Origin of the sequence: uncultured Mobiluncus sp. (assembly GCF_963511525.1) — a bacterium.
In the GTDB taxonomy this organism is placed as follows: domain Bacteria; phylum Actinomycetota; class Actinomycetes; order Actinomycetales; family Actinomycetaceae; genus Mobiluncus.
On the sequence record NZ_CAUPIY010000004.1, the window covers coordinates 1 to 23787 of the forward strand.

General features: G+C 60.7%; 17 protein-coding genes, 1 tRNA gene and 1 pseudogene. 8 read left to right on the plus strand and 11 right to left on the minus strand.

The features are described 5' to 3' along the window. Window positions 1–592, minus strand: a pseudogene (locus tag RQ935_RS04000) (RND transporter); the annotation flags it as partial. A gap of 167 nt (window positions 593–759) precedes the next feature. On the opposite strand from RQ935_RS04000, the gene RQ935_RS04005 reads away from it, so the two are divergent. The 3 genes from RQ935_RS04005 to RQ935_RS04015 are packed head-to-tail and all read left to right on the plus strand — an operon-like array spanning window position 760 to window position 6214. Further along, window positions 760–2538 (plus strand): cell wall-binding repeat-containing protein, encoded by a 1779-nt coding sequence (locus tag RQ935_RS04005; protein ID WP_311497317.1) that lies wholly within the window; start codon window positions 760–762, stop codon window positions 2536–2538. 60 nt (window positions 2539–2598) lie between these two features. Then, complete coding sequence (locus tag RQ935_RS04010; RefSeq protein ID WP_311497318.1) at window positions 2599–3270, plus strand: VTT domain-containing protein; 672 nt, start codon at window positions 2599–2601, stop codon at window positions 3268–3270. Between the two features lie 4 nt (window positions 3271–3274). Continuing rightward, window positions 3275–6214 carry an FAD-binding and (Fe-S)-binding domain-containing protein gene (locus RQ935_RS04015; RefSeq protein WP_311497319.1) on the plus strand — a complete coding sequence of 980 codons (2940 nt, stop codon included), beginning with the start codon at window positions 3275–3277 and terminating at the stop codon, window positions 6212–6214. A gap of 295 nt (window positions 6215–6509) precedes the next feature. Here the strand turns inward: RQ935_RS04015 and RQ935_RS04020 are convergent, their stop codons facing one another. From RQ935_RS04020 to RQ935_RS04035, 4 genes are all read right to left on the minus strand, one after another. Then, window positions 6510–8243, minus strand: coding sequence for a cell surface protein (locus tag RQ935_RS04020; RefSeq protein ID WP_311497320.1), 1734 nt, complete (start codon window positions 8241–8243; stop codon window positions 6510–6512). 174 nt (window positions 8244–8417) lie between these two features. Continuing rightward, complete coding sequence (locus RQ935_RS04025) at window positions 8418–9947, minus strand: AI-2E family transporter (RefSeq protein WP_311497321.1); 1530 nt, start codon at window positions 9945–9947, stop codon at window positions 8418–8420. A gap of 114 nt (window positions 9948–10061) precedes the next feature. Further along, window positions 10062–10571, minus strand: coding sequence for a GNAT family N-acetyltransferase (locus RQ935_RS04030; protein ID WP_308535141.1), 510 nt, complete (start codon window positions 10569–10571; stop codon window positions 10062–10064). 130 nt (window positions 10572–10701) lie between these two features. Further along, on the minus strand, window positions 10702–11595 hold the full coding sequence (locus RQ935_RS04035; protein WP_311497322.1) for a Bax inhibitor-1/YccA family protein: 894 nt from the start codon (window positions 11593–11595) through the stop codon (window positions 10702–10704). A 217-nt stretch (window positions 11596–11812) separates the two neighbouring features. Between RQ935_RS04035 and RQ935_RS04040 the strand changes: the two genes are divergently transcribed. Continuing rightward, window positions 11813–12772 carry a sensor histidine kinase gene (locus tag RQ935_RS04040; RefSeq protein WP_399532029.1) on the plus strand — a complete coding sequence of 320 codons (960 nt, stop codon included), beginning with the start codon at window positions 11813–11815 and terminating at the stop codon, window positions 12770–12772. Window positions 12773–12808: 36 nt separating this feature from the next. Continuing rightward, entirely contained in the window at window positions 12809–13546 is a 738-nt protein-coding gene (locus RQ935_RS04045) for a response regulator transcription factor (protein WP_311497323.1), read from the plus strand. A 24-nt stretch (window positions 13547–13570) separates the two neighbouring features. Here RQ935_RS04045 and RQ935_RS04050 read toward each other — a convergent pair. Next, window positions 13571–13643: transfer RNA gene (locus RQ935_RS04050), tRNA-Leu, on the minus strand. Between the two features lie 72 nt (window positions 13644–13715). Between RQ935_RS04050 and nhaA the strand changes: the two genes are divergently transcribed. Both nhaA and RQ935_RS04060 read left to right on the plus strand, forming a co-directional pair. Then, complete coding sequence (gene nhaA, locus RQ935_RS04055; RefSeq protein ID WP_311497324.1) at window positions 13716–15083, plus strand: Na+/H+ antiporter NhaA; 1368 nt, start codon at window positions 13716–13718, stop codon at window positions 15081–15083. Between the two features lie 155 nt (window positions 15084–15238). Further along, window positions 15239–16369, plus strand: a complete 1131-nt coding sequence (locus RQ935_RS04060) for a hypothetical protein (RefSeq protein ID WP_311497325.1) — start codon at window positions 15239–15241, stop codon at window positions 16367–16369. A 479-nt stretch (window positions 16370–16848) separates the two neighbouring features. Here RQ935_RS04060 and RQ935_RS04065 read toward each other — a convergent pair whose 3' ends face one another. From RQ935_RS04065 to RQ935_RS04085, 5 genes are read right to left on the minus strand one after another with little or no spacing between them, the layout of a single operon-like run. Continuing rightward, the gene (locus RQ935_RS04065) at window positions 16849–17877 is read right to left on the minus strand and encodes a phosphatase (RefSeq protein ID WP_311497326.1); all 1029 of its coding nucleotides are present in this window, start codon (window positions 17875–17877) and stop codon (window positions 16849–16851) included. Beyond that, window positions 17877–18488, minus strand: a complete 612-nt coding sequence (locus tag RQ935_RS04070; RefSeq protein WP_311497327.1) for a DUF501 domain-containing protein — start codon at window positions 18486–18488, stop codon at window positions 17877–17879. Before RQ935_RS04070 ends, RQ935_RS04065 begins: the two co-directional genes overlap by 1 nt. A gap of 31 nt (window positions 18489–18519) precedes the next feature. After that, window positions 18520–19224, minus strand: a complete 705-nt coding sequence (locus RQ935_RS04075) for a septum formation initiator family protein (RefSeq protein ID WP_311497328.1) — start codon at window positions 19222–19224, stop codon at window positions 18520–18522. A 33-nt stretch (window positions 19225–19257) separates the two neighbouring features. Next, window positions 19258–20004: a YggS family pyridoxal phosphate-dependent enzyme gene (locus RQ935_RS04080; RefSeq protein WP_311497329.1), complete on the minus strand. Its 747-nt coding sequence runs from the start codon at window positions 20002–20004 to the stop codon at window positions 19258–19260. Window positions 20005–20013: 9 nt separating this feature from the next. Continuing rightward, window positions 20014–20910, minus strand: a complete 897-nt coding sequence (locus RQ935_RS04085; RefSeq protein WP_311497330.1) for an EamA family transporter — start codon at window positions 20908–20910, stop codon at window positions 20014–20016. A 244-nt stretch (window positions 20911–21154) separates the two neighbouring features. On the opposite strand from RQ935_RS04085, the gene RQ935_RS04090 reads away from it, so the two are divergent. Next, complete coding sequence (locus RQ935_RS04090; RefSeq protein ID WP_311497331.1) at window positions 21155–23785, plus strand: ATP-binding cassette domain-containing protein; 2631 nt, start codon at window positions 21155–21157, stop codon at window positions 23783–23785. Window positions 23786–23787: the final 2 nt, after the last annotated feature.

A 23787-nucleotide genomic window follows, 5' to 3' on the forward strand; every position in this document is an offset into this window, starting at 1 on the left:
CCCCGGCCGCCTCCGCCTGAGACTTCAACTCCTGCGCCTTCGCGCCCGCCGCCTGAGCCCGCGCCCCAGCCGCCTCCGCTTGAGACTTCAAATCCTGCGCCTGTGCCCCCAAGACCTGCGCATCGTGTCCCAGAGCTTTGGCTTGGTTCCCCAAGCTGGTGGCACGATTACCCAGCTCGGTGGCTTTTGCCCCGAGGGCTCGCGCCTCATCGGCTAAAGCCTGAGCCGGATCTCCAGCGGCTTTCGCTTCATCACCGAGTTTCTTGGCTTTATCCCCCTGATCCTCAGCCTGAGCCTTCATTTCATCGAGCTGACTTGCCAGCTTTGGTGCCTGCTCCAGCTCTGAGCGTAAATCGACCCCGGAAACGTAGGCCATCACGGAATAGGCCGCAGTCTGGTGACTTTCCACCATGACTTGACCGGTGTGAGACTCCGAAGGGGTCGCCTGGGGAACGTCAGAAATGAGACGGTTCCACAGGGGGTTTCCAAAGCCAGTAATCGCGCTGAGCGCAGTGGCGATAACCACCAAAATCCAAAATGCCAGAACCCGCTTCGGTCTGAGGGCTAAAAAACGAGCGAGCTTGACATACATACATCTAATGTACCTAGACCGCGATAAATCCGCACCCGGAATAGAACTCGGTTTTTGTCCTGTCACGAAACCTCTATGGTTGGATAAATCCACGTCAAGGGTTGATAATTGACTTTATGTTCCCTGGTCTCCCGCTGCGCCGCGCCCTATGGGTTCCGGCACTCTTTATGTTAGTTTTCGCACTCGTTGGTATCGGTCCGGTCGCGCCTGCGCGCGCCGGAACCGGCGACACTCCGTCAGGTTACCCGCCAACCAAGGTTCACCAGCTTCTCCCGCCCACCCCTGCTGACCAGCCAGACCGCGCGACACCGCTTATGAACTCCCCAGAAACTGGCTTCACCCAGGCCGGACAGCTTCCTGACCCGCACCAGACCACCGTCCAGCTGGTTATCGGACCAGGCCCGGACGGAATGGCGTCCCTGTGTTCTGGGGTTTGGGTCGCGCCCAACATGGTGCTGACCGCGGCTCACTGCTTTAGGAACTTGCCCCAAGGGCCGGCGCGGATTTACTCAACCAACTCTCACGTTCCGGGGGCCTCGCCCCTCGCCACCGGAGTGACCTGGGACACGACCACGCAGGGCGATGTGGCGCTGGTGGTGACCACCCCGGCGAATCATCCCATTGCCCCGGTCAGCGCGGCGGTTCAGCCCCCCAGCACCCCCCTGTATATTTGCGGGCAGAACTACATCATTGAAGAATCTGGCACTATCGACAGCGTCTCTCGGATGATTGGCGGCAAAGGAAACTACTGCGCCAACGTCAACACTTTGGATGCCCGTACTGCCCAGCGTTTCCAGATTCCCCCTGGTGGCAACATCCTCGCCACCGTGCCGATGGCGGTAGATAAAGGAGACTCCGGCGGTCCCCTGTACAACGCTGCCGGCGAAGTGGTCGGCATCACCAGCTCGAAATCCCATACGGCTTTCACGGACAACACCGAACAGTTGCTGTTCAACTCCGCTTCGCCGATGTCGCTTTTCGCGCCCTGGCTGATGAGTTTAGGGGTGCCGGTGCGCGGTGTGAGTGGCGCTGATTTGCCCTTTAAACAGCTACCGCCCCATATTATGCGGGTCAGCGGCGCCGACCGGATGGAGACTTCGGGGATGATTGCCGAGGCTTCACCCAACGTGGAAACGCTGATTATCACCACCGGTTTGATTGCCGCTGACGGTTTGGCCGCGACCCAGCTGTCCGGGGTCACCAGCTCCGCGCTGGTTTTGTCGAACTCCCGCGACCACCTGGACCCCCAAGCCGTGAAAGCCTTGAATAAATTCGGGCTACGCCGGGTGGTGCGCGTGGGCGGAACCGTGGGGCTGAGCGCTGCCGACCGGGCGGCGATTCAGGCCAAAGGTCTGGAATTGGTCGAGCTCATCGGCGCGGATCGTTTTGAAACCGCCGTGAAAGTCGCGCAATATCGCGATTCTCTGGGAGGCGCACCCAGCGCAGTCTTGGTGGCTGACGGCATCAACTTTCCTGATGCTCTGGCAGCCGGAGCCGCGGCCGGAGCGATGCGAGCCTCCCTGGTGCTCTCCAGCAGAGCCAGCTTGCCCCCCGCTACGCAAAGCTACCTGACCCCCCTTCTGACCAGCACTAAAATCATCACGGTTGGCGGCCCGGCGCAGTCTGCCGTCGCCTCGGCGGGCATCAATCCTGGCGCGACCTATACCGGGGCGGACCGTTACGACACCGCCCGCAGCCTCGCCACCGGCCTTGACCTGGGACGCAACGTAAACGGCCTAGTGATGGTGTCGGGACGGAACTTCCCCGACGCCCTGTCAGCCGGAGCTTACACCGTCAAGCAGGGTGCGAAACTTGTGCTGGTGCCCCCGGCCGGGTCTAAACCCGCCTTTTTGAAGGAATTGTGGACCTCTACCGGCTCCCACGGTGTTGTCGTGGGCGGCACCGGCGCGCTACCCGACCAGGACGTGGCGTGGGCGCTGCAATAACCGCCCGTTTGCCCTTGAGGTCTGAATCCTCAACTATCGGCATTAATTAAGATTGGAACCATGGTTTTCACTGCGAATTTGCTGGATTGGCTGAAAGACCCCGGCGCCCTGTTGGAACACCTCATCTCGGCTTACGGGGTGTGGATGGTGGCCATCGTCGCCCTCATCGTGTTCATCGAGTCAGGAGTGCTGTTCCCGGTGTTGCCCGGCGATTCGATGCTATTCGCGTTGGGGCTGCTCCAAGACCGGATGCCAGTGAACCTCGCCGTGGTTCTGTTCGTGCTAATTGTGGCGGCGATAGCCGGCGCCCAGGTCGGCTACTGGTTCGGGCTGCTGTTCGGCGAACGGTTCTTTAAACCCGACGCGCGGGTGCTGAAAACCGAATATTTGCAGACTGCCCAAGTGTTCTTTCGCAAGTGGGGTGGACCGGCGGTGGTGTTGGGCCGTTTCGTCCCCTTCGTGCGCACTTTCGTGCCCATCGCGGCCGGAATAGGCCGCTACGGCTGGGCGCACTTCACCCTGTGGAACGTCATCGGCAGTATTGCCTGGACCGGCGTGTTCATCGTCGCCGGTATTTCGCTCGGAGGGGTGCCCTTTATCCGCAACAACGTGGAGCTCATCGCCGTCATCATCATCGCGGTTTCAGTCATTCCTATCGGGTTGGGGATTTTGAAAAAGGCTCTGAGTAAGCCCACGGATAGCCAGGAGACCGGGAAAAGTAACATAAACTAGGGCCATGGTGAAATACCTCCAAGACTCCCTGAACCGGGCCATTTATGCATCGGACGCCTCAAACTATCGCATCGTGCCCGACCGGATTGCCCAACCGGAAAACCTTGACGAGCTACACGATACGATTTTGGAAGCCCTGTCCGCTGGCGTGCCCCTGACGATGCGCGGGCGGGGAACCTCATGTTCCGGCAACTCCATCGGGCCCGGCCTGGTCATTGATACATCTCACCACTGCAACCGGATTTTGTCCCTGGCCCCTTCCGCGCGCCAGATTACGGTGGAACCGGGGGTGGTGCTCGCCTCTATTCAGGAGGCCGGAGCGCCCTTTAGTCTGCGATTTGGGCCCGACCCGTCCACCTGGACGCGAGCCACCGTTGGGGGTTCGATTGGTAATAATGCCTGCGGCCCGCACGCTCAAGCCTGGGGGCGCGTGGCCGACAATGTCATTTCGATGGATGTTATCGACGGTTTCGGGCGGGAATTTCACGCCGCCTCGGGTGAAGGCGCGCTGGATGTGGTGCCGGGTTTGCAGCGTTTAGTTGATGAAAACCTGGCCGTGATTCGCACGGAATGCGGGCGCTTTCACCGACAAGTTTCGGGCTATTCCCTGGAACACCTGCTGCCGGAAAATGGGCGTGACCTGGCGAAATTCCTGGTTGGCAGCGAGGGAACTTTGGTCAGCGTGCTGCGCGCCACCCTGCGCTTGGTGCCGGTGCCGGCCGCGCCGGTACTGGTGGTGCTGGGATACCCCGACATAATTGCCGCCGCCGCTGACGTGCCGCTGATTAACGACTTTTCGCCCCTCGCGGTGGAGGGCATGGATTCGCGTCTGGTTTACACTCTGGCGCACAAGCCGGGGGTTGGCGAGCTGCCCGAATTGCCGGAGGGTAACGCTTGGCTGCTGGTAGAGATGGGCAGCGCCACCGAGGACTTGGAGACGACCCTGGCTCGGGCCCAGGACCTGGCCCAAGCCGCTAACACCCGCGCCACCCTCGTGCTGCCCCCCTCCACGCAAGCCACGAAACTTTGGCGGATTCGCGCTGATGGAGCCGGGCTTGGCGGGCGTACCCCCTTGAACCCGGACGGCACCGGCAACGATCCGGCCTGGCCGGGCTGGGAGGACGCAGCGGTTCCGCCCCAAAACCTAGCGGCATACCTGCGAGATTTCACTGATTTGATGCGGGAAATGGACGTGGACGGGATGCTTTATGGGCACCTCGGGGACGGCTGCCTGCACGTGCGGTTGAACCTACCGTTGGGAGCCGAGGCTGACCAAGGACGTTCTCGGGAGTTCCTGGAGCGCGCCGCAGACTTGGTGGGGAAGCATCACGGTTCGCTTTCGGGCGAGCACGGGGATGGCCGAGCCCGCTCCGAATTGTTGCCGCGGATGTATTCCCCCGCGCTGATTCGTTTGTTTAAGCAGGTCAAAGCCTTGTTTGACCCGCGGGGTTTGATGAATCCGGGGGTGTTGGTGGATCCTGATCCGCTGGACGCGAACCTGCGTCTGGCGGGGGCCGAAGTCATTCCCGCCCTTCCCGGTCGGGGCTTTACTTTTCCGAAAGACACGGACTTTACCGCGGCCGTGCATCGCTGCACCGGCGTTGGCAAATGTTTGGCAATGGACCACCTCACCGGCGCTTGGATGTGTCCCAGCTACCTGGCTACCGGCCAGGAGCAAGATGCCACGCGCGGGCGCGCCCGGGTGCTGCAAGAAGTCACGAATGGCTCGCTCATTCGGGATTTTCGCGACCCGAACCTGTTGCGGGCTCTGGACTTATGTTTAGCGTGTAAGGCCTGTTCCGCGGCCTGCCCGACCGGGATTGACATGGCGGCGTACAAGTCCGAGTCACTGTATCGGGCCTATCGCCGGAGTTTGCGGCCGCGTTCGCATTACCTATTGGGGCGGCTGCCAGGCTGGCTGCGTTTGGCGCGCCGAATACCCGGCGGGGCGAGCCTGGCCAACAGCGTCTTCGGGGTGGCTTGGATTCGCCGTCTGGTGTTTGGGATGTTCGGGCTGGATCCACGCCGTCAGATGGCGCATTTTCACCCCGAGTCGTTCCGGGATTGGGAGCGGCGCCACGGAGGAAACTCAACCGAACCAGAAATTGACACGAACGGGCTTGTGACCCCCAATACGGAACAGCCGCCGGAGACTACGGGGCAGGTCAATGCCATCGCCTCGACGGCGAGCGAGGACAGCCAGCCCGCTCCCGAGACTAAACCGTGGGTGGCGGTGTGGGCGGATTCTTTCTCGGAGGGGATTGCCCCCGATGGTGCCGAGGCCGTGGTGGAGTTGCTGGAAACGGCGGGATACCAGGTGTATGTACCGCCCCAAGCCTGCTGCGGGCTGACTTACGTGACGACCGGCCAGCTGGACAAGGCTCGGCGCAATATGCGGCGCTTGTGCCAGATTCTGGGGCCGCTGGCGGTCAACGGGATTCCGATTGTCGGCGTGGAGCCGTCCTGTACCGCGACCCTGCGCGATGACCTGGAACGTTTGCTGCCCGACGACCCGCGCGCCCACGCGATTGCCCAGGCCACGCGCACTTTAGCGGAGCTGCTCAGCGACCCGGACACCGCGCCCAACCCGGACGTGTGGCAGCTGCCAGATTTGCGAGGCGTACAGGTTGTCGCCCAGCCGCATTGCCACCACTACAGCGTCTTGGGTTGGGAGACCGACCGCAAGTTGCTGGCGGACACCGGGGCGGATGTTGTGGAACTGGCGGGCTGCTGCGGCATGGCGGGCAATTTCGGCATGGAACACGTCGAGGTGTCGAAACAGATTGCGGAACACGCTTTGCTGCCCGCCCTGCGCGCACACCCGGACGCGATTTTCCTGGCTGACGGCTTCAGCTGCCGCACCCAAGCGGAGCAGCTGGCCGGCAGCCACGGGATTCACTTGGCGCGCCTGCTGCTGGGCCCCAGCGCCCGCGTCGAAGCCTAGCCCCCAGCGCGGTCCGCGCAGAATCAGCCAAAAGGCACCGGAAAAACACCCCGGAAATCCAAGGATAGCTGGCAGGGAGAATCCGAAGATACTCGCCGGGTCGTGCCTAAAGGTGGAGAATAGCCGGGTAGCTGCCATTATTGGCAGCTACCCGGCTATTCTCCCCTTATAATCCACGCGCGCATCGAAAAATGAGAATAAAACGTATTTAAACGGCTCGGTGTGCCATATATGGCACACCGAGCCGAATTAATAGGATTAAAGCCCCGCACGGGATTATTTCTCGGAATGGGAATTAGCGGTTGCGCTCGATTTCAGCGTTGATTTCAGCTTGAGCTTCAGCGAGGGTCGGGCCATCGATGAAGCCCAAGTGCCAGAACTCCCAGCCATCGACCTCTTGGCCGAGCACCCGAGCCGCCTCGGTGGGATTATCAAATTCGCGGCCTTCCAGGATAATGACCCCGCGCTCTGCCAGGGTGGCGCTGACTTGGGTCGCACTTCCGTCAAAGTTCACCAGGGCAATGAGTGGCGTATCCTCGCCGGTCACCTGGGCAATCACCCCGAGACCGGCGGCGTCACGGTTCAGCAGGTCGCTTGCCTCAGGCTGATCCGCGCCGGGAACCTCCGAGATTTCCACCGCTTCCGCTGTTTCCGTCACTTCCGGGGTTTCCGGTGTTCCCCAGGTCTCGGTACCGACGCTTGCCGCGCCAGCGAACTCGGCGGGCTGCTCCATTTGCTCAGGTTCCCCGGGTTCCTCGGGTTGCTCAAATTGCGCGGGTTCCTCAGGTTGCGCCGGCTCATTCTCGGCCTGCGCCTGCGCTTCGGCCTCCAGGGTCTGTTCACTGGCGGCAGCCCGGTGTGAATGATGGGGCGGTTGAGGTTCCTCGGCGTCAACTCCGGAAATAATGTCCGCAAAGGACGGGGCGTCCTTTTCCGCGACGCTACCGTGATGAGTGGTAAACAGCGACTCCACAGGCTCCTCGTCCTCCCCTGCAGCCAGCGGGGATACTGAGGAAGACCGGGCGGCCTCCATAATGGAGTGGCGTGAAATCGACCCGGTTTGCAGCGCCGGTTCATCAACTGGAGCCGGACTTTCCGCCGCGGTCTCAAGGCCGGATACCGCAGGTTCCGGGGTTGCAGCCGGTGCCGGGGCAGGCACTGCGGGCGCCGGACCGGCAGTCACGTTATCGGGCGCAGCCGCCTCAGAAACCGGAGCGGACGCCATCGGGGTCGCCAGGTCGGCGAAGCCCACGCTCGGCACCTCTTCCGAACTGGGAGCCGCCTCTGGCACTACAGATTCCGCGTTTTGCATATCCGCATCGGCGGAGGAAGTAATCGCGGGAATGCGGGCTCCCCGACCCGCCAACAAGTTCGTATCGTGGCTGAACAGCGAGGATGCGACCCGCTGTACATCCAGGAAGCGGCGCCCGTTGGACATCTCGCGCACGCTGACATGATGGACTTCCAGTCCAGAGGGGGTCAACGCATCCAGGGCCGGGCGCACATCCGGGTCAATTTCGGTGGCAACCAAAATCAAGCGCGGTCCCGCCGCCAAGTTCGGGGGCATGGCATCACGAAACTGGGTCCAACCGGAACGAAAAGCGCTAACTCCGCCGGGATAGGCGGCAGCTAAATCGTTCCACCCCAGGTTCGACACCGCCCCCAGCCGGGCCAAAGAAGCAATCAAACTACTGGAATCCAGCCGATTCACCACTTCGACCAGCACGACCTGACCGGAACCGTCCAAAGCGGTCAAACGCGGGGACTCTTGGGGAAAACCAGAATCCGTCCCGTCCGCGCCGGGGACCCCCGACCCTTGTGACACCCCAGGTTCCGCAAATTCTCCGGGCATCCCGGACACCGGCGACACAGTCATATCGTTCCAGGTCACGGGAAAAAGCGGGCGAGCAATGACTTCGAGAACCTGACGGCGAACCGAATCCAGAATCTCCCCTTGGGCTTCCGGCCCTACGGGATGGCCAAACTGGGCCGGAATCAGGTGACCTTGGTCATACTCAAACAGCGACATTGCAACCTCAATCGTCGGGACGTTTGCGAGCCCAGCCTGCCAGGCTCAACTTCCCCTATCATCTCACGTTTTTACTCCTGTTACATACAGGCATGGGAAAGCATTTGAAAAAGGCAGCGAATTTTCGCCGCCGTTTTCCGCGCTGGGCTGACGCTGTTGCGGGGTGGGGCGAGGTTACGGGAGAGGTTTTTCGGGAAAAGCCGGGTTGTCGGGGTTTGCTGCAGAGGGGTCACCAGTCTGGGTGGCCGGGCTGTCCGCAGCAGCTCGGTCTTCACCAGCCGGGGTGTCCGACGAGGCCGGGGTGTCACCAGCCTGGCCGGGCGAGCCGTCCGTCGGGGGCAAAGCCGCTGCACTGGCCTGCTGTCGGGAAAGTTCCTGGGATTCCATAACTTTCGCGGTGTCTTTCTTAGAGCCGCCGATATAGGACGCGGCGACCTGGGCGTGAACTGTCCCGGGGGCTCCGCCGATGCGATCGTGGCGGGTAGCCAGCTCCGGCATCGAATCGTGCCCGGTCAGATACAGGAACACGGTATTAAAGAACGCAATGACCGGTACCACCAGCAATGCTCCGATGATTCCAGCCAGGAAGGTTCCTGCCGTCACACCCAGCAACACCGCCAGCGGGTGCAGGCTGACCGCATTGGACATCAGCATCGGCTGCAGCACGTTGGACTCAATCTGTTGCACCGCCAAAATCACAATCAGCATGATGACGGCCGCCATGAAACCTTTATCCAACAGCAGAATCAGCACGGCTATAGCCCCGGTGGTGACCGCACCAACAATCGGCACAAAAGAACCGATGAAAATGAGCAAAGCCAGCGGGATAGTCATAGATCCCGCGCCCAGAACCGCCGCACCGATGGAAATGAACACGGAATCCACCAAAGCCACCAGCGCCTGCGCCCTGATGTAGCCATTCAAGGTGGTCCAACCCCGAATAGCCGCCTCGTGAACCGGCTCGCGAGCAGGAACCGGCAGCATCCGAATCAACCAAATCCAAATCTGGCGACCGTCCTTGAGGAAAAAGAACAGGCAGAACAACGAAATCAAGATGGTGGTGACCACGCTGGCGACCGAGGAAGTCACCGACAGCGCCGAGGACGCAATCGAGGAAGAATACTTGGTGACAAAGGCTGTGAGCTGGGTGGTCAACTCTTTAATATATTTATCGATTTGCGCCTGATCCAATGCCAGAGGGCCGTCACTCAACCACGCCAAGGCCTTATCGAAGCCGCCTCCGGCTTTCGCCAGCAGGGCGGGCGCGCCGTGAGCCAGCTGGGAGGTCGCAATCCAAATCATCGCCACAACCAGCCCTACACCCACCACCAGGGAAATGGCCGCAGACAGGGTCTTGGGAACATGCCACTTTTGCAACCGGAAATGCATCGGCTCCAACAGCAACGTCAACAGCAACGCCACTGCCAGGGGAACAAAAATGATGGAAACTTTCGTGATCCCGTACAGAATCAGGCCCAGCGCCGCGACGATGACCAGGAAACGCCACGCCCAACTGGCCGCCACCCGAATCCGCCACGACACCGCATAAGCTGAGTTCGGGCCGTTTTCCACCTCGGGCGGAGCGGTCGGTTCCAGTCCGTCATAGTTAGGAACCCGATTTTGCGTATCCCGCCGGGAAATGACCTCACGCCACCACCCGCGTCTAAACTCGGCTCCGGCGTTCAATAACGGTTTTTTTTCCATCGCACTTCCGTTTTCGGTTGTTTGTTTTCTGAGGTTTTCACAATCTGGTCGCGACCCTACCAGGAACGTCGCAGCACGGCGAGGCGAGCGGGAGCCGGGGGAAAAGAAAAACTCTCAGCGCACCATCCGGTTCAAGGTCAGCCCGTAGTTGACCTCACGGCCGGTCATCGCCCCGTCCGAGAGGAACCCGGCCCGGCGGTAAAACCGGTGGGCCCGTTTTTCTCCCGGATACCCCGAAGGCAGCCACAGTTGGGCTGGCTCCTGCGGTCCGACCACGTATTCCAACAAGCGCCGCCCCAAGCCTTGCCCCTGATATTCAGGCATTAGGTAGTGCATGGACACTTCCCGTTCCCGAGCGGGCGGGGCCACATGCTCGTTGCGTACCGTCTGCACCGTCATAGCGATACCGACCACCCGACCGTGTTCGACCGCAATAGCGATGCGGCGGCCTGCCGGATCCGAGGTCAACAGGTTGTGCCATTGACCGACCAAAGTTGGCTCGTCAAAGCGGTAACGGTATTTTTCGTCAATAAATTCGCCATAGTTCGCCAACCACATACGGGCGTGGGCCACCCCCATGCCGGCGGCATCCTGAACCTCAGGTGGGCGAATGTTGACAGTCATTACTCTCGATTCCGTGAGTCGTTTTCTCTAAGTCTAGCTTCTGAGGGCGGGCCAGGAGAACCCTCCCCGCGGGAAACGCGAAACCGCTTCGTGCCCGGGCCGGAAACTCCTGGAACTCCGGGACACGAACCTAGTTATCGGACGCAAAGTAGGCAAAAATCCGCAGGAACTCAATGTAGAGCCAGACCAGGGTCACCATCAAGCCAAAAGCGGCCGTCCAGGCGGTCTCCTGGGGCGCCCCGTTATCAACCGCAGTAACGATGTAGTCAAAGTCCGTGACCAGCGAGAACGCTGCTAGACCGATTGCGATGAGGCTGACGATAATCCACAGGGGGAAACCGCCGATGGTCGGGGCGTTCGGACCGTAGAAAGACCAGGCCGGATTGATGAGGCTGACCACCAGGTTGCCCAGGTAGAACACAAAAATCGAGAACATACCGACCATGACGACCCGCATCAAGGTCGGGGAGTTGCGCACCACCTTGGTCTTGAACAGCACCAGCATCACCAGGGTGGTAACCAGGGTCGCCGCGATAGCTTTCATCACCACGCCGTCGTAAAGTGTGGCGAACAGGCTGGAAATGCCGCCCAGCATGAGGCCTTCAAAAGCGGCGTAACCCAAAATCAGAACCGGGGAAGGACGACGCTTAAAGGAGTTCACCAGCCCCAACACCAAGGCCACAATCATCGAGGTAAACGCCACGTTCATGCCCAGACCCGGATTGGATGCGGTCAACATCCAAGCCCCTGCTCCGAAAAGCAGGAGGGTCCCGAAGGTCAGCACTGTCTTAATCAAAACGTCGTCCATAGTGACGGGACGGCCGGCAGAGACCGTGCCGTACTGTTCCTGGCCTTGCGGGGTGGGGAACTGCTGGGGTTGTTCCGGCGCGTAGCTCACGTGAGGAGCATCGCCGGGATAGGTTTGAGTCGCCCCGCCGCCGACCTGGTAGCCGGGCATAGCCGGGTAACCTCCCGGGGTGCGCTCGGTAAAAACTTTGTTGCGGGTAAACACTGGGTTGCTCATGTCGCTCCTTATTGTCTCAACAGTTTTATCGTAGCGGATTTCCGCGGTTTTGCCACGGCGCAGTCCTCCTGCTGCGGGGTGATTTTCCGGGGCGCAGCCCTGTCGCGAGGCCGGCAAAAACCAGCTGTGTCACAATAGGTTGGTGACTGAAAGCCAGAAACCCAACAACCCCGGTGGCAAAACCGACCCCGCCCGGCGTCAAACCCTGCGCGGAGTCGTGTCAAACATGCTGCTGCTGGTCACGTTCGTGGTGCTGTTCGGGGTCGGCATTCTGGTGGTGGTCCAAGCGGGTTTCCTGGAACCACAGGAAAACATGGCCGCCCGCGGCATGATGGCACTGGTGATTACCCTGCTGATGGTGGTGGCCATGATGTTGGCACGCATTGTCCAGCTGGGACGCGACCGGGTGGACGAGTTGACGTTACGCAACCGGCAGTTGGAGCTGGAACGCGAGCAGTCCGAACAGATTGCGGTGGCTGACGAACGCGCCCGGATTGCTCGGGAAATGCACGATATTGTGGCCCATTCGCTGACGGTATTGATTGCGATGAGTGACGGCGCCACCGCCGCAATTGACAAAAATCCCGAGCTCGCCAAAGAAGCCTTGCGCAATATGAGCGAAACCGGACGGGCGGCGCTGGCGGACACCCGCCGCCTGGTGGGAGTGCTGCGCCAACCCACCGAAGTGCCCCAGAACCTTGACCCGAATGCCTCCCCAGACGCCCAAACGTCCTCGCCCGAGGAAGTCCGCTTCACCCCTTCCCCGGATTTGGCGGAAATGGATGGACTTATTGCCCAGTTCCGGGCGGCCGGCCTGCCGATTACCTACCGTTACACCGGGGACGAAGTGCCATCTGACGGTCCGCTGCAACTGACGATTTATCGGATCGTGCAAGAGTCTTTGACTAACATTTTGCGTCACGCTCCCGCTTCCACCGCAGTTGAGGTCGATTTACAAGTGCGGGACAACGGCATTCGCATCGTCGTGTTTAACGCCACTTCCCTGGCGGGGATTAACCCCGGAGGCGGGAAGGGACTGATTGGAATGCGCGAGCGCGCTGCGGTCTATGACGGTCACGTTCAGGCTGGTCCCACCCCCGGAGGGTGGCGAGTGGAAGCGACCTTGCAGTGGCAGGCCGAAGCGCCGAAGTCCGAGGGCTGGGTTATGCCCGCGTAAACAACTTTTAAGCAATTTTTAGGGGACAATGTAAACGTGAGTGAAAACGAAAACGAAACTGGACAGACTGGACAGTCCGCGCCGTCCACGCCTAGTGAAGCCATCAAAGTGTTGCTGGTCGACGACCAATCCCTAATCCGCATGGGGTTTCGGATGGTGCTGGAGGCGGCGGACGACATCACGGTGGTGGGCGAAGCGGCAGACGGCAAAACCGCCCTACAGATGGTCAAAGCGACCGCGCCGAACGTGGTGCTGATGGACGTGCGGATGCCCAATATGAACGGTATTGAGGCGACCTCGGAAATTGTTGCCAGCAACCCGAATGTGAAAGTCCTCATCCTCACCACTTTTGACCTGGACGAATACGCTTTCGCGGCGTTGCGGGCCGGAGCCAGCGGATTCCTGTTGAAAGATGCCAAACCAGAGGAACTCATCGGTGCTATCCGCAATGTCGCCCATGGGGACGCCACGATTTCCCCGCGCGTGACGAAACGGATGCTGGAAATGTTTGCTCCCCAGCTGCCCGGCGACCAGGACGGCGACGTGGACGCGAATCTGGTCGATCAAGCCCTGCTGGCAAGCCTGACTGACCGGGAAACCGAAGTCCTCACCCTTATCGCCCAAGGACTCACCAATCAGGAAATCGCCACGCAACTGTTCATTTCGATGACCACGGTGAAAACCCACGTGGGCAATATCTTAAACAAAATCGGTGCCCGCGACCGAGTGCAAGCCGTCATTTTTGCCTACGAAAACGGCCTCGTTTCCGCGTAAACCCGCCGGACAGGCGAAAAACTGTACCCCCGGTCGGATTCGAACCGACACTGAACTGATTTTAAGTCAGCTGCCTCTACCATTGGGCTACGGGGGCGCGTACATTTTTCAGTCTGGTTAATCATCCATTCATTTGGGGATTTACTCAAATCGACCCTACACTTTGAATATGGACAACGAAGTGCCAAGCAATGATAAAGAAAACGAAAATCTCAACAAGGGCCTTTTCGGCGAGCCAGACCTAGCCGGTCCGTCCCCGGAAGATTACGACGCGGCGGTTCAAGCTGGTGAAGAACGACTCAGCGCTCAGCAGCGGTTCGCCCGGTTTGTTTCCGACGACATCGTCGGGGGCATGATTCTGATTATCGCCGCCATTATCGCTCTGGTTTGTGCCAACACGCCTTTCCGTGAGGGGTATCAGGCGGTGGCACAGTTTGTGCCCGACCCCGGCTTGGCGCAGGCCGCCGCCGCTGACACCCTGTCGGTGCTGCAAAAACTGCACCTGTCCATGCCTATTGAAGAGTGGGCGCGCGACGGTATCCTGGCGATTTTCTTTTTCACGGTCGGGTTGGAACTGAAGGAAGAGTTCACCCACGGCGCCCTGCACGATCCACGAACCGCGGCGATGCCGATTATCGCCGCCGCCTTTGGCATGGCCGGGCCCGCCCTGGTTTACGTGGCCGTCACCGCCATCACCGGCTCTGGAGCTTGGCACGGCTGGGCCATTCCGACCGCTACGGATATTGCTTTCGCGGTCGCGATTTTGCAGATTTTTGGCCGCGGCCTGCCCAACGGAGCCAGGACATTCCTGTTGACCCTGGCTGTAGCCGACGACTTGGGCGGGATTATCGTCATCGCCGTGTTCTATGGCTCTAACCTGAATCTCGCTTTCCTGTTGCCGATGGCGGCGTGTGCCGCCCTGTTCGGGTTCCTCTGTCACAAGCGGAAAGGTCACTGGTACTTCCTGATTCCCCTGGGGGTGCTGACCTGGTACTTCATGCTGGTTTCCGGTATTCACGCCACTATCGCCGGAGTAGTTTTGGGCATGGTCGTGCCCGCTGACAAGCGCGATTGGGAAGTCCACAACCTGGTGGAACAGATTTCTATGAAAGTGAACCCGGTTTCGGCCGCGTTTGCGGTACCGTTCTTTGCTTTCTTTGCCGCTGGCGTGGACATCGTGGACACCCCCGGCGGGGCGCTCAATATGCTGGCCAACCCCGTGGCTGTGGCGGTCATGTTGGCGTTGCCTTTCGGGAAATTGCTGGGAATCTCCGGTTCCGTGTTCGTGATGGAAAAGTTCACTCCCCTGCACTTGGAAAAAGGCGTGACCATGGGCGATATGGTTCCGATTTCGCTGGTGGCGGGGATTGGTTTCACGGTGGCGTTGCTGATTTCGCATCTGTCTTTCCGTGGAGACGATTTGCTGACCCAAGCCGGTTCCATCGGCGTGGTCATGGGCACCGCACTGTCCATTGTCCTCGGCGCTATCGCTTTGCAACTGCGACTAGCTTTCCGCCGGTCACACGCCCACGAGTGAGGACAGTCCGCCCCGCCCTTGTGCATCCACCCGACCCCGCGGACTTGGGAAAGAAAATAACCCAAAAGGGTATGTTCGGCATCGAGCGCATCTGATATTTTCGAAGTGAGGAATCGGCGTTGGGTCGTTTCCCGGAAACCTAGAAAGGCAAACAAATGCGGAGTTTGCGCAAGAAAAGCCTGGTGGCGGGCATCGCAGCAATCGCGCTGGTGGCGTTGAGCGGCTGCGAAATGGACGTCAAACTGAAAGTCATCGATGAGAACACCATTGAGCCTTCGGTCATCGTGGCGATGAGCGAAGGCGAAAAGGACATGCTCTCCTCCATGAGCGACGGCGAGGAAGTGACCTGCCAGGATCTCGCGGATATGGAAAATGAAGACGGGGCCACGGTCAAAGATTTGAGTACCGGCGGGGATATGAAATGCGAGATTATTATGCCCCAGGAACAGAGTCTCAATTCAAGCGAGAACCTGAAAAAAGAGGGCGATGACCTGGTTCTGACCCTGCCCAAAGAGGACGTCGACAAGCTGAAATCAGAACTGAGCGATGCTGGTGATATGAGCGAGTACGGTATGGATTCAATCACCATGAACCTGATTATCCAGATGCCCCACGGCATCAAAACAGCCACCGTGGACGGGCAACCCGTTGATTTCAAGGGAGACACTGTGACGCTGGATCTGACCGATCTCGGCAGCGAGGTTAAGGTTGTGTCCTCCCCTGGAATCCCTGGCGGAAACGGCGGCGATAAGGCTGATTCCGAATACGACCCGGACACCGACCTCACCGATGCCGGGAAATCAGTGGCGGCAGGAATCACCACGTTCCTCGTGGGGATGGCTATTTTTGGGATTTTGATAATTGCCGGCATCGTCATTCTCATCGTGGTGCTGGTGAAAAAGAGCAAGGCCAAGTCTATTCCAGCTAACCAATTCGGCCAGCCGATGAACTACGGGCAGCCGGGGCAACCCGTACAACCGGGTGTTGGCCAGCCCATGCAGCCGGTCCCGGGGCAGCCCGTACCTGGTCAGCCACAACCTGGTGTGGGACAGCCCACTCAACCCGGCCAACCTCAGCCTTTCACTCAACCCGGACAGCCACAACCTGGGCAACCGGGACAAGCCCAACCGGCAAACCCCTTTGCCCAGCCGGGTACCCCGACCCAGCCGATTCAACCAAATCAGCCTGGCCAGACCCAGTTTGGTCAACCGCAGTCCTTCGGGCCGAATATTCCAGACCAAGCTAATCCGACCGACCCCACCCAGAATCCAAATCCGCAAAACTAGCCTCAACAAACTGCCCGAGATTTGAGATACCTGCCTGGGTTGCGAATATAAGGTGGGATTTGGGTCGTAGCTGCCATTATTGGCAGCTACGACCCTATTTTCACCTTTAACCACGCACACCCCGAAACCTAGGGGAGGTTTTACGACTGAATAGCGCTGAAATCAGGTTATCGACACCGGAATTTTGGCAGGTTGGTAGCGCAGCCTGAAGTGGGTGGTCCCACCATTAGTGACGCTATTTCATCCCTGCGGGGAGCGGGGCGTACCCCTGCGGAATGTGATAGCGTCCGCGGGAATTTTGGCTGGCGGGGCGAGGAGCGTGGGGGGCGACTCAGCGAGAGGCTGGGGGGTGAGCGTTTTGCGACAATAGTCGCGCAAAACGCGAGGGGGTACTCCCCCTTCCGCCTCTCGCGAGCGCCCCCGAGCGAACGCCCCGCAGAACTGAGACACACACCAAAGTCAGAAAACAGACCCGGAATTCAGGGAATCTGGGACAAAATAATCCCATCGAGGATATCGTTTTCAGAAGTCCGAACCGGGAATACGCCGCGGGGTGCACCGGCAGGCACTGTCCCGGAATCAAAGCGACCAGTGCCGGAACCGGGGGCCGGATGAGCCTCCAACCAAGCGAGAATCCGCTCCCACACCAGGACTCCGCCGGCAATCTGGCGCACCCGCTGCGGGTGCATGGGCCCCAACTGGGCTTTTTCCGCGTGCGGCATCCGAATCAAACGCCGGGCGCGTTCCCGCAGCGCGCCAGAATCCAGCACGGCCCCGTTGATTTTGTCCGGTTCGTAACTGTCCAACCCCAACTCCAAGGCCGTCAAAGTCGTGACCGAACCGGCCACCCCGACTACCTCGCGGGCGCGCTCCAACGGCACACTGGCGCCAGCTTGGGCAATCAGGGAATCTACAAACTGTCCAGCTTGGCTGATAGCGTCCTCGCTGGGCACCCCTCGCGCATCCTCGGCGGGTCGCAGATAACGCTCGGTGACCCGCGTGGAACCCATATTCATCGACACCGCGGCCGTGACCTGGTCAAACTGGCCGGTATCGGGTTTGGCCTGACCAAACGCAAACTCGGTGGAACCTCCCCCGATGTCTACGGTCAGGGCCGGACTGGCAATGTCGCGGTGCGCTGAAAGTGTCCCGGCGAATCCCAACGTGGCCTCGACTTGTCCCGAAATGACCTCCGGCGTAATCCCCAGCCGCGCCTGCACTCCGGCGCTAAACTGCGAAAAATTATCCGCATCGCGCGAAGCGGAAGTCGCCACCATTCGAATCCGCTGGACGTCCTCCCGGCGCACGTAACCGGCGTATTCCTCGACCGCCGCAAAAGTCCGCTCCAGCGCGGCTTCACTGAGATGCCCGGTCCGGTCCACCCCTTCGCCCAAGCCCACAATCCGATTCAGCCGCATTACGTCAGCCATCGCCCCGGACTGGGGGTCAACCTCACTAATCAGCAAACGAATCGAGTGAGTTCCACAATCAATCGCCGCCAAACGCATTACCTACTCCCTTCCCCAGCAGTTTCGCCCAATCTCCAGGCACAAGTCGCGGGCGTCCAGCGATGCGGGTCACTCGCCGGCAACTCCCCCAGCCGATCCAACACCCAATCCCCGATGGGGTTTACCCCCCGACCCGCCGCCAAAGCGTGTCCGAGCAGGGCGTGAAAACACTTGACCCGGTGAGGCATTCCTCCGGCCGACACGCCCGCGATTTCAGGGACTTCCCCGATTCCGGCGGCTTCGCCCGCCCGGGTGCGCTCGCGAATATAAAGCTCATGAGCGCGGGCATAAGTGGCCGCTATCTGCGGGTCTGCCTCCAGCAGGGCTTCGGCCTCGCGCATGACCCCGTTTGCCTCCAGGTGCGACACAGCCGCGACCGCCGCCGGGCAGGTCAGGTAATAGAACGTGGGAAACGGCTCGCCGCCAGGCAGGCGCGGGGCACTCGCAATGACCGCCGGATGACCAGCAGGAACACCCCCCTCATGACCGGCAGGGCTGGCGCCAGGCGACACATCCCCGCACCGAGCGGCGACCCCCAGCACCCCCCGCGGGACGCGCCCCAGTTGAGCTGCAATGATGCGCAAATCCTCCGGGCTAGCGGGTGTAATCACAAGGGCTCCTTTTTCAGTTTACGGTCGGCGTTCAGTTGTGGGCCGGGGCGTTCGAGGATTTCGGGGTCGGTTCCGGGGCGATTTTGCCGGGTGCCGAGGACGGTTTAGTCGTGTTCGCTCCAATTTCCGGTTTCGCGCCCGGGGCGGTTTCCGGCGCGGGAGCAGCTCCGGCGACTTCCAATCCGGCGACAATCTGGCGGAACCACGGCAAATCGTTCGTGTCTTTATCGGTCCAGCCGCTGGTCAGCTGGGCTTTTTTCGCGCCGGGAGGATCAACTACGACATAGGTAATCTCGCCGGGTTTCACGTATCCCAGGCGTTCGCGGGCTTGGCGAGAAATATATTCGGGGTCTTTATAGCGTTTGATTTCCGCTTCCAGCTCGGCGTTTTGCGCTTTGACCTGGGCAATCTGGGCTGCCAGCGAGCGAGCCTGCTGCTGCTGATCCATCCAGGAACGCAGCGGTGAGAACACCACCAGGAACACGGCCAGCGCTACGGCCGCCAGCGTCAACAGGCGCGCGATACGGGTCGAGCCCGGGGATTCCACAGCGGGGTTTCGCGGCGTGACTTTCGATGGGGACAAGGCCGGGTCTACTGTTTTCCCGGTTCTCCCAACTTTCCGGTTTCCCCCGACTTTCCCGGGTTTTCGGGCAGAAGCGTTTGGTGTCGCCGAGCCGCGCGGGGTCGGCTTTTCCGCGTCAGAAGGCTGGCGTGGTTTCAAACTGGGACGCTTCACGTGGACATTATCCCAAAAATCTGCAGTTTTCCGTCACTGGACAGGCTTTGGCGCGTAATCTCGGGGACCAAACAGGGCCGAACCGACCCGCACACACGTGGAGCCCGCCGCAATGGCCAACTCGAAATCCCCGCTCATGCCCATCGACAATTCCCGACAATCCGCACCTCCGGGCAGCCCCGACACGGCCTCTCGCAACCCCGCGAGCTGGGAAAACATCTCAAAAACGCCATGCTCCCCGACCTGGTCCACGCGCGCCGCCACCGTCATCAAACCGATGAGGTGCAGTTGGGGCTGGTCAATCACCAACCGCGCGAGCTCCAGGGTTTCCTCCGGGGCGACCCCGTGTTTTGCTTCCTCCCCGGAAGTGTTGACTTCAATCATCACTTCCAGGGTTCGTCCCGCCTGGTCAAGCAGCCGGTTCAGGGTTTGCGCCAGCTTCGCCGAATCCAGGGACTGCAGTTCCGCGCCGTGAGCGACGATGAGTTTGGCTTTGTTGCGTTGGAGGTTGCCGATTTGGACCCAACGGGGGCTTTCACCGTTCCCGTCAGCGCACAAGCCCAGGTTCGCGCCCAGTTCCGCAGCTTTCGCGGCCAGTTCCTGGGGTTTATTTTCCCCGAATTCGCGCACTCCCGCTTCGAGAGCTTCACGCAGGTCCGCAACCGGATGGGTTTTGCTGACCGGAAGGATTCGAACTGACCCGACGTCGCGACCCGCGTCCGCGGCTGCTGCGGCGACCCGCTGGGAGAGAGCTTGCAAACGCTGTGAAAAACCGGTCATAAGCCTAGTCTAGTCCGCCGACTCGCTCTGGGAGGGCAGGGCTGAATCGGCGGGTTCGCGCCGATAGGTCAGAGCCACCGCGACCGACACCAAAATCAGACCGCCCACTTCCGCCCAACTCGGAAACTGCCGCAGCATAAACACGCCCACCAGCAGGGACGTCACCGGCAGCAGCGCGGAGAGCAGCGCGAAAATAGCGGCGGAAACATCACGCAGCACGACCAGTTCCAGAATGTAAGGCACAAAGGAGGAACACAGGCTCATCAGCAGGGCTAGGCCGAAAACAGACCACGAACTGAACGCCACGTGAATGTCTGGCCAGGCCAGGGGCAGCTGCAGGAACGAACCAAATATCAAACCTACTGAGAGGGAATCGATGCCCCGACCCAAAACCGCAACTTTGCGACCCAAAGCCATATAGGCGACCCACATTCCCCCGGCGACCAGCGCCCAAAACAAGCCCAACCGGTCGGTCGGATTGCTCATGTCCAGGCCCAGCCCGCCAATCATGACCACGCCGGAAAACGCCAATAGAACCGAGAACTTGCCCAGCCAGCCGGCGATGCCGATAGCCGCGAAAATAACCGGCCCCAAGAACTCCACGGAAACGGTGGTGCCCAGGGGAAGCCGGGCTATCGCCTCGTAAAAGGTCATATTCATGCAGACCAGGGCCGTCCCAAACAGGCAGGACCAAACATAACCGCTGGGGGTGAGCGCCCGTTTTCCCCAAGGCCGGCGCCACGCCAGCATCAGTACGGCGGCAAATACAGTCCGCAGCCAAGCCACCGTTAGAGGTCCCATCAGGGCAAACAACGTCACCGCGAAACCGGCACCGACATACTGAATGACACCCTCGGTAAAGAAAATTAGGGGCGCGGGAACGGGTTTTCGCGGTTTTCCGGGCATCCTGCCATTGTAGACGGTGACCCACGCAACGTGAAAAAACCTTGTCCGACCATTTTTCGTTACCGCGTGGGGTGTTTTGCCAGTTCATAGCATTTTGTAAAATTGTCACAAGGCCGTATGGTTCCGCCTTCCGCTCGCTCGCTGAGCGCGCATCGATCTTTGGTATTGTGTTGGATTTTCTTTGGGCGTGGAAACCGGCACCTTGGCGGTAAATATGAAAGAATGCAGAGAAAGGAGGCGAAACTTGGTCAATCAATCCCCTGCGGCATCACCGAGATTTTCCACCACGCTTTCTCCGGTTTCAAATCCCCTCATCAGCGTCCGCGGTCTGACTAAAATTTATGGTCAGGCTGATACGGAGCGTGCCGTTACGGCTTTGGATAACGTGGACGTGGATTTTCCCCGCGCCCAGTTCACCGCCATTATGGGGCCTTCCGGGTCTGGGAAATCCTCTTTGCTGCACATTTTGGCGGGGTTGGATTCGTTTCAATCCGGGACAGTCACGGTCGCCGGTCGCGACCTGTCCCAGCTGGATGCCGCGGAGCTGACCCGGTTTCGCCGCGAAAATATTGGGTTTATCTTTCAGGCGTTTAACCTGGTACCCACGTTGACTGTCGCGGAAAATATCGAGTTGTCGGCGATGGTGCGCCGCCAGTCACCGGATCGGCGCCGGTTGAAAACGCTGGTCAAAGAGCTGGATTTGGAATCGCGACTGAGCGCCTTTCCCTCCGAGCTGAGCGGGGGTCAACAGCAAAAGGTCGCTTGTGCTCGCGCGTTACTGCCCGCTCCGGAGGTCGTTTTCGCTGATGAGCCGACCGGGAACCTCGATTCGGCGTCATCGGCTCAGGTACTTTCGTTCTTGCGGGCAGCCGCGCGCGACTGGGAACAGTCAGTCATCATGGTCACCCATGAACCGGACGCCGCGAAATACGCTGACCGGGTGCTGTTCCTATTTGACGGCCAAATCGTCGCCCAACTGACGAACCCGACCCGCGAGGCGATCCTCGAAGCGGAGCAAAATCTCGGTGACGTGCGCCAAGCTCGGAAACGCGCGGGGCAGCTGGGCGCTCCCGCGGCTTTGCGAGACGTGTATTCGCCAGCCTCGGAAAACGATTTGACCGGCGTCGTGAGTTTGCCAAAAATCGAGGCGGAAACCGAGTTTGAACAGGCCAAATCACCCACGGATGATGCCGCGGTTTTGCCAAAATCGGCATCGGGTACAGAGCAGACCTCCCCGATTTCTCCTTACTTGCAAAGCGCGTTCCCGATTGCAGATGCCCCCAAGCCCAGACCGGCGTCTGTACCCGCACCGCCTCCCCCGACGCGGCGTCGGCGCGATACCGCCCTGACTTTTGCCGACCTGGGCATCGCCGAGGCCAACCCCGAACCGAACGAACTGGCAGATTCCCTGGCCCGCGGCGATTTCAAGTGGCCCAGTATGTCCGTGGCGCAGCCTGCCTCCCCGGACGACACTAATGATTTGTTGGGTCAGCCGCTGTCGGCTTTGTCCGCCAATCCCCCGGAGGCTCAGGATAATGTAGCCGGTGGCGAGGGTTTTGCCGCCCAGGGGCGCAGCGACTTTGATTCCGTGATTTCCGGGTCTGCCGAGTTGGCAGCCGCTCGCTCCGACTCCTCTGGTAGCTTTGACACCCCGGCTGCTGATTTTGGTGATACCGGGTTCAATCCGTTCGATTTTACGGACCAGCCCGCGCCCACTGTTGATGGTGAAGGGGACTTGGTGGCGTCTCCCCTGTCGCGCCGTCCGATTCTGGGAGGTATCGCAGCGAATACGCCCACACCGGCTGCGCCGCCGGTGCTTCCCACAGATGCAACTGCGCCAGTTGCACCGCCAGTCCCGCTGCCGGTCGCGCCGCCCGCCACGAACGCCTGGGCGGGCAATACCCCCACGCTAGTGCCCAGTTCGGCTTCGTCCCGGATTCTTTCCGAATCGTTTACCCCCGAATCACTCCAAGCGAGCCCGGACGAACCCGCGCCGGCGCGCCCTGATTCTCCTGATAGATTCGCCGCGCGAGACGACACGATGTCCCCTACCGGGGTGCGGGCTACCGTTCGGCACACACCGCAGCCCGAACCGCCGGCCGCGCCGGAACCGACTTTTGAACCCCTCCCGGAGACTCGGCGAACCTATGAGCCAGAAACCCCGTTAATGGCTCCGGACACGTTCGCGCGCCAACCCGAGTCGCAACCCACGCCCGCTGCGACAACTGCCCCGGAACCCCTTCCCGAACCTACACCGAGACCGGAACCCGCCACTTCCCGCACTTATGAAGGACCGCGCCGGTCGCGCCGACCCGCCATCGACCCTCACTTGGCCGAAGCTGAAGGCAAGAGCGAACTGTTGGCCATGATTGAGCAGGCGGAGAAGCTCCTGGCAGCTTCGGGAGCGGCGATTAATGACGCCACGGAAACCCTGCAGGGATCTCCCGCGCCGCGCGCCTCACGCACCTCAGAACCGACGCCCCCGCTGCGGACACGGCGCACCGCCGCTACATCAACTCCCTACGGCGGCAGCCCGAGCTTGCCCAGCCATGGGAAGACCCCCGACCAAGAACTGCTCATTGCCCGGGCAGACGCCATGTTAGCCCAGGCAGGAGCTCGTTCGGCGACTTTGCAGGACGAACTGCGAAACCTCGGACGCACCTCCGGCCCGTCAGTCTCGTCAGTCTCGTCAGCCCCATCCACCCCGTCCACCCCAGCCGCGCCGGACGCCACTGACACTTCCCGCGCTTCTGCCCCCGGCTCGCCAACCCCCTCAATCCCCACGAACCCCACGACCCCCGGCTCGGCCGCGCCGGAAACCCCGACCCCGAACTGGCGCACCCAATCTTTGAGATACCCTCCTAAAGGCCGGTAAAC

Coding starts and splice junctions, on each gene's coding strand:
- RQ935_RS04005 (WP_311497317.1), top strand. CDS start 760: ATGTTAGTTTTCGCACTCGTTGGTATCGGTCCGGTCGCGCCTGCGCGC.
- RQ935_RS04020 (WP_311497320.1), bottom strand. CDS start 8,243: ATGTCGCTGTTTGAGTATGACCAAGGTCACCTGATTCCGGCCCAGTTT.
- RQ935_RS04010 (WP_311497318.1), top strand. CDS start 2,599: ATGGTTTTCACTGCGAATTTGCTGGATTGGCTGAAAGACCCCGGCGCC.
- RQ935_RS04080 (WP_311497329.1), bottom strand. CDS start 20,004: ATGACCGGTTTTTCACAGCGTTTGCAAGCTCTCTCCCAGCGGGTCGCC.
- nhaA (WP_311497324.1), top strand. CDS start 13,716: ATGGACAACGAAGTGCCAAGCAATGATAAAGAAAACGAAAATCTCAAC.
- RQ935_RS04015 (WP_311497319.1), top strand. CDS start 3,275: ATGGTGAAATACCTCCAAGACTCCCTGAACCGGGCCATTTATGCATCG.
- RQ935_RS04060 (WP_311497325.1), top strand. CDS start 15,239: ATGCGGAGTTTGCGCAAGAAAAGCCTGGTGGCGGGCATCGCAGCAATC.
- RQ935_RS04085 (WP_311497330.1), bottom strand. CDS start 20,910: ATGCCCGGAAAACCGCGAAAACCCGTTCCCGCGCCCCTAATTTTCTTT.
- RQ935_RS04065 (WP_311497326.1), bottom strand. CDS start 17,877: ATGCGTTTGGCGGCGATTGATTGTGGAACTCACTCGATTCGTTTGCTG.
- RQ935_RS04035 (WP_311497322.1), bottom strand. CDS start 11,595: ATGAGCAACCCAGTGTTTACCCGCAACAAAGTTTTTACCGAGCGCACC.
- RQ935_RS04025 (WP_311497321.1), bottom strand. CDS start 9,947: ATGGAAAAAAAACCGTTATTGAACGCCGGAGCCGAGTTTAGACGCGGG.
- RQ935_RS04030 (WP_308535141.1), bottom strand. CDS start 10,571: ATGACTGTCAACATTCGCCCACCTGAGGTTCAGGATGCCGCCGGCATG.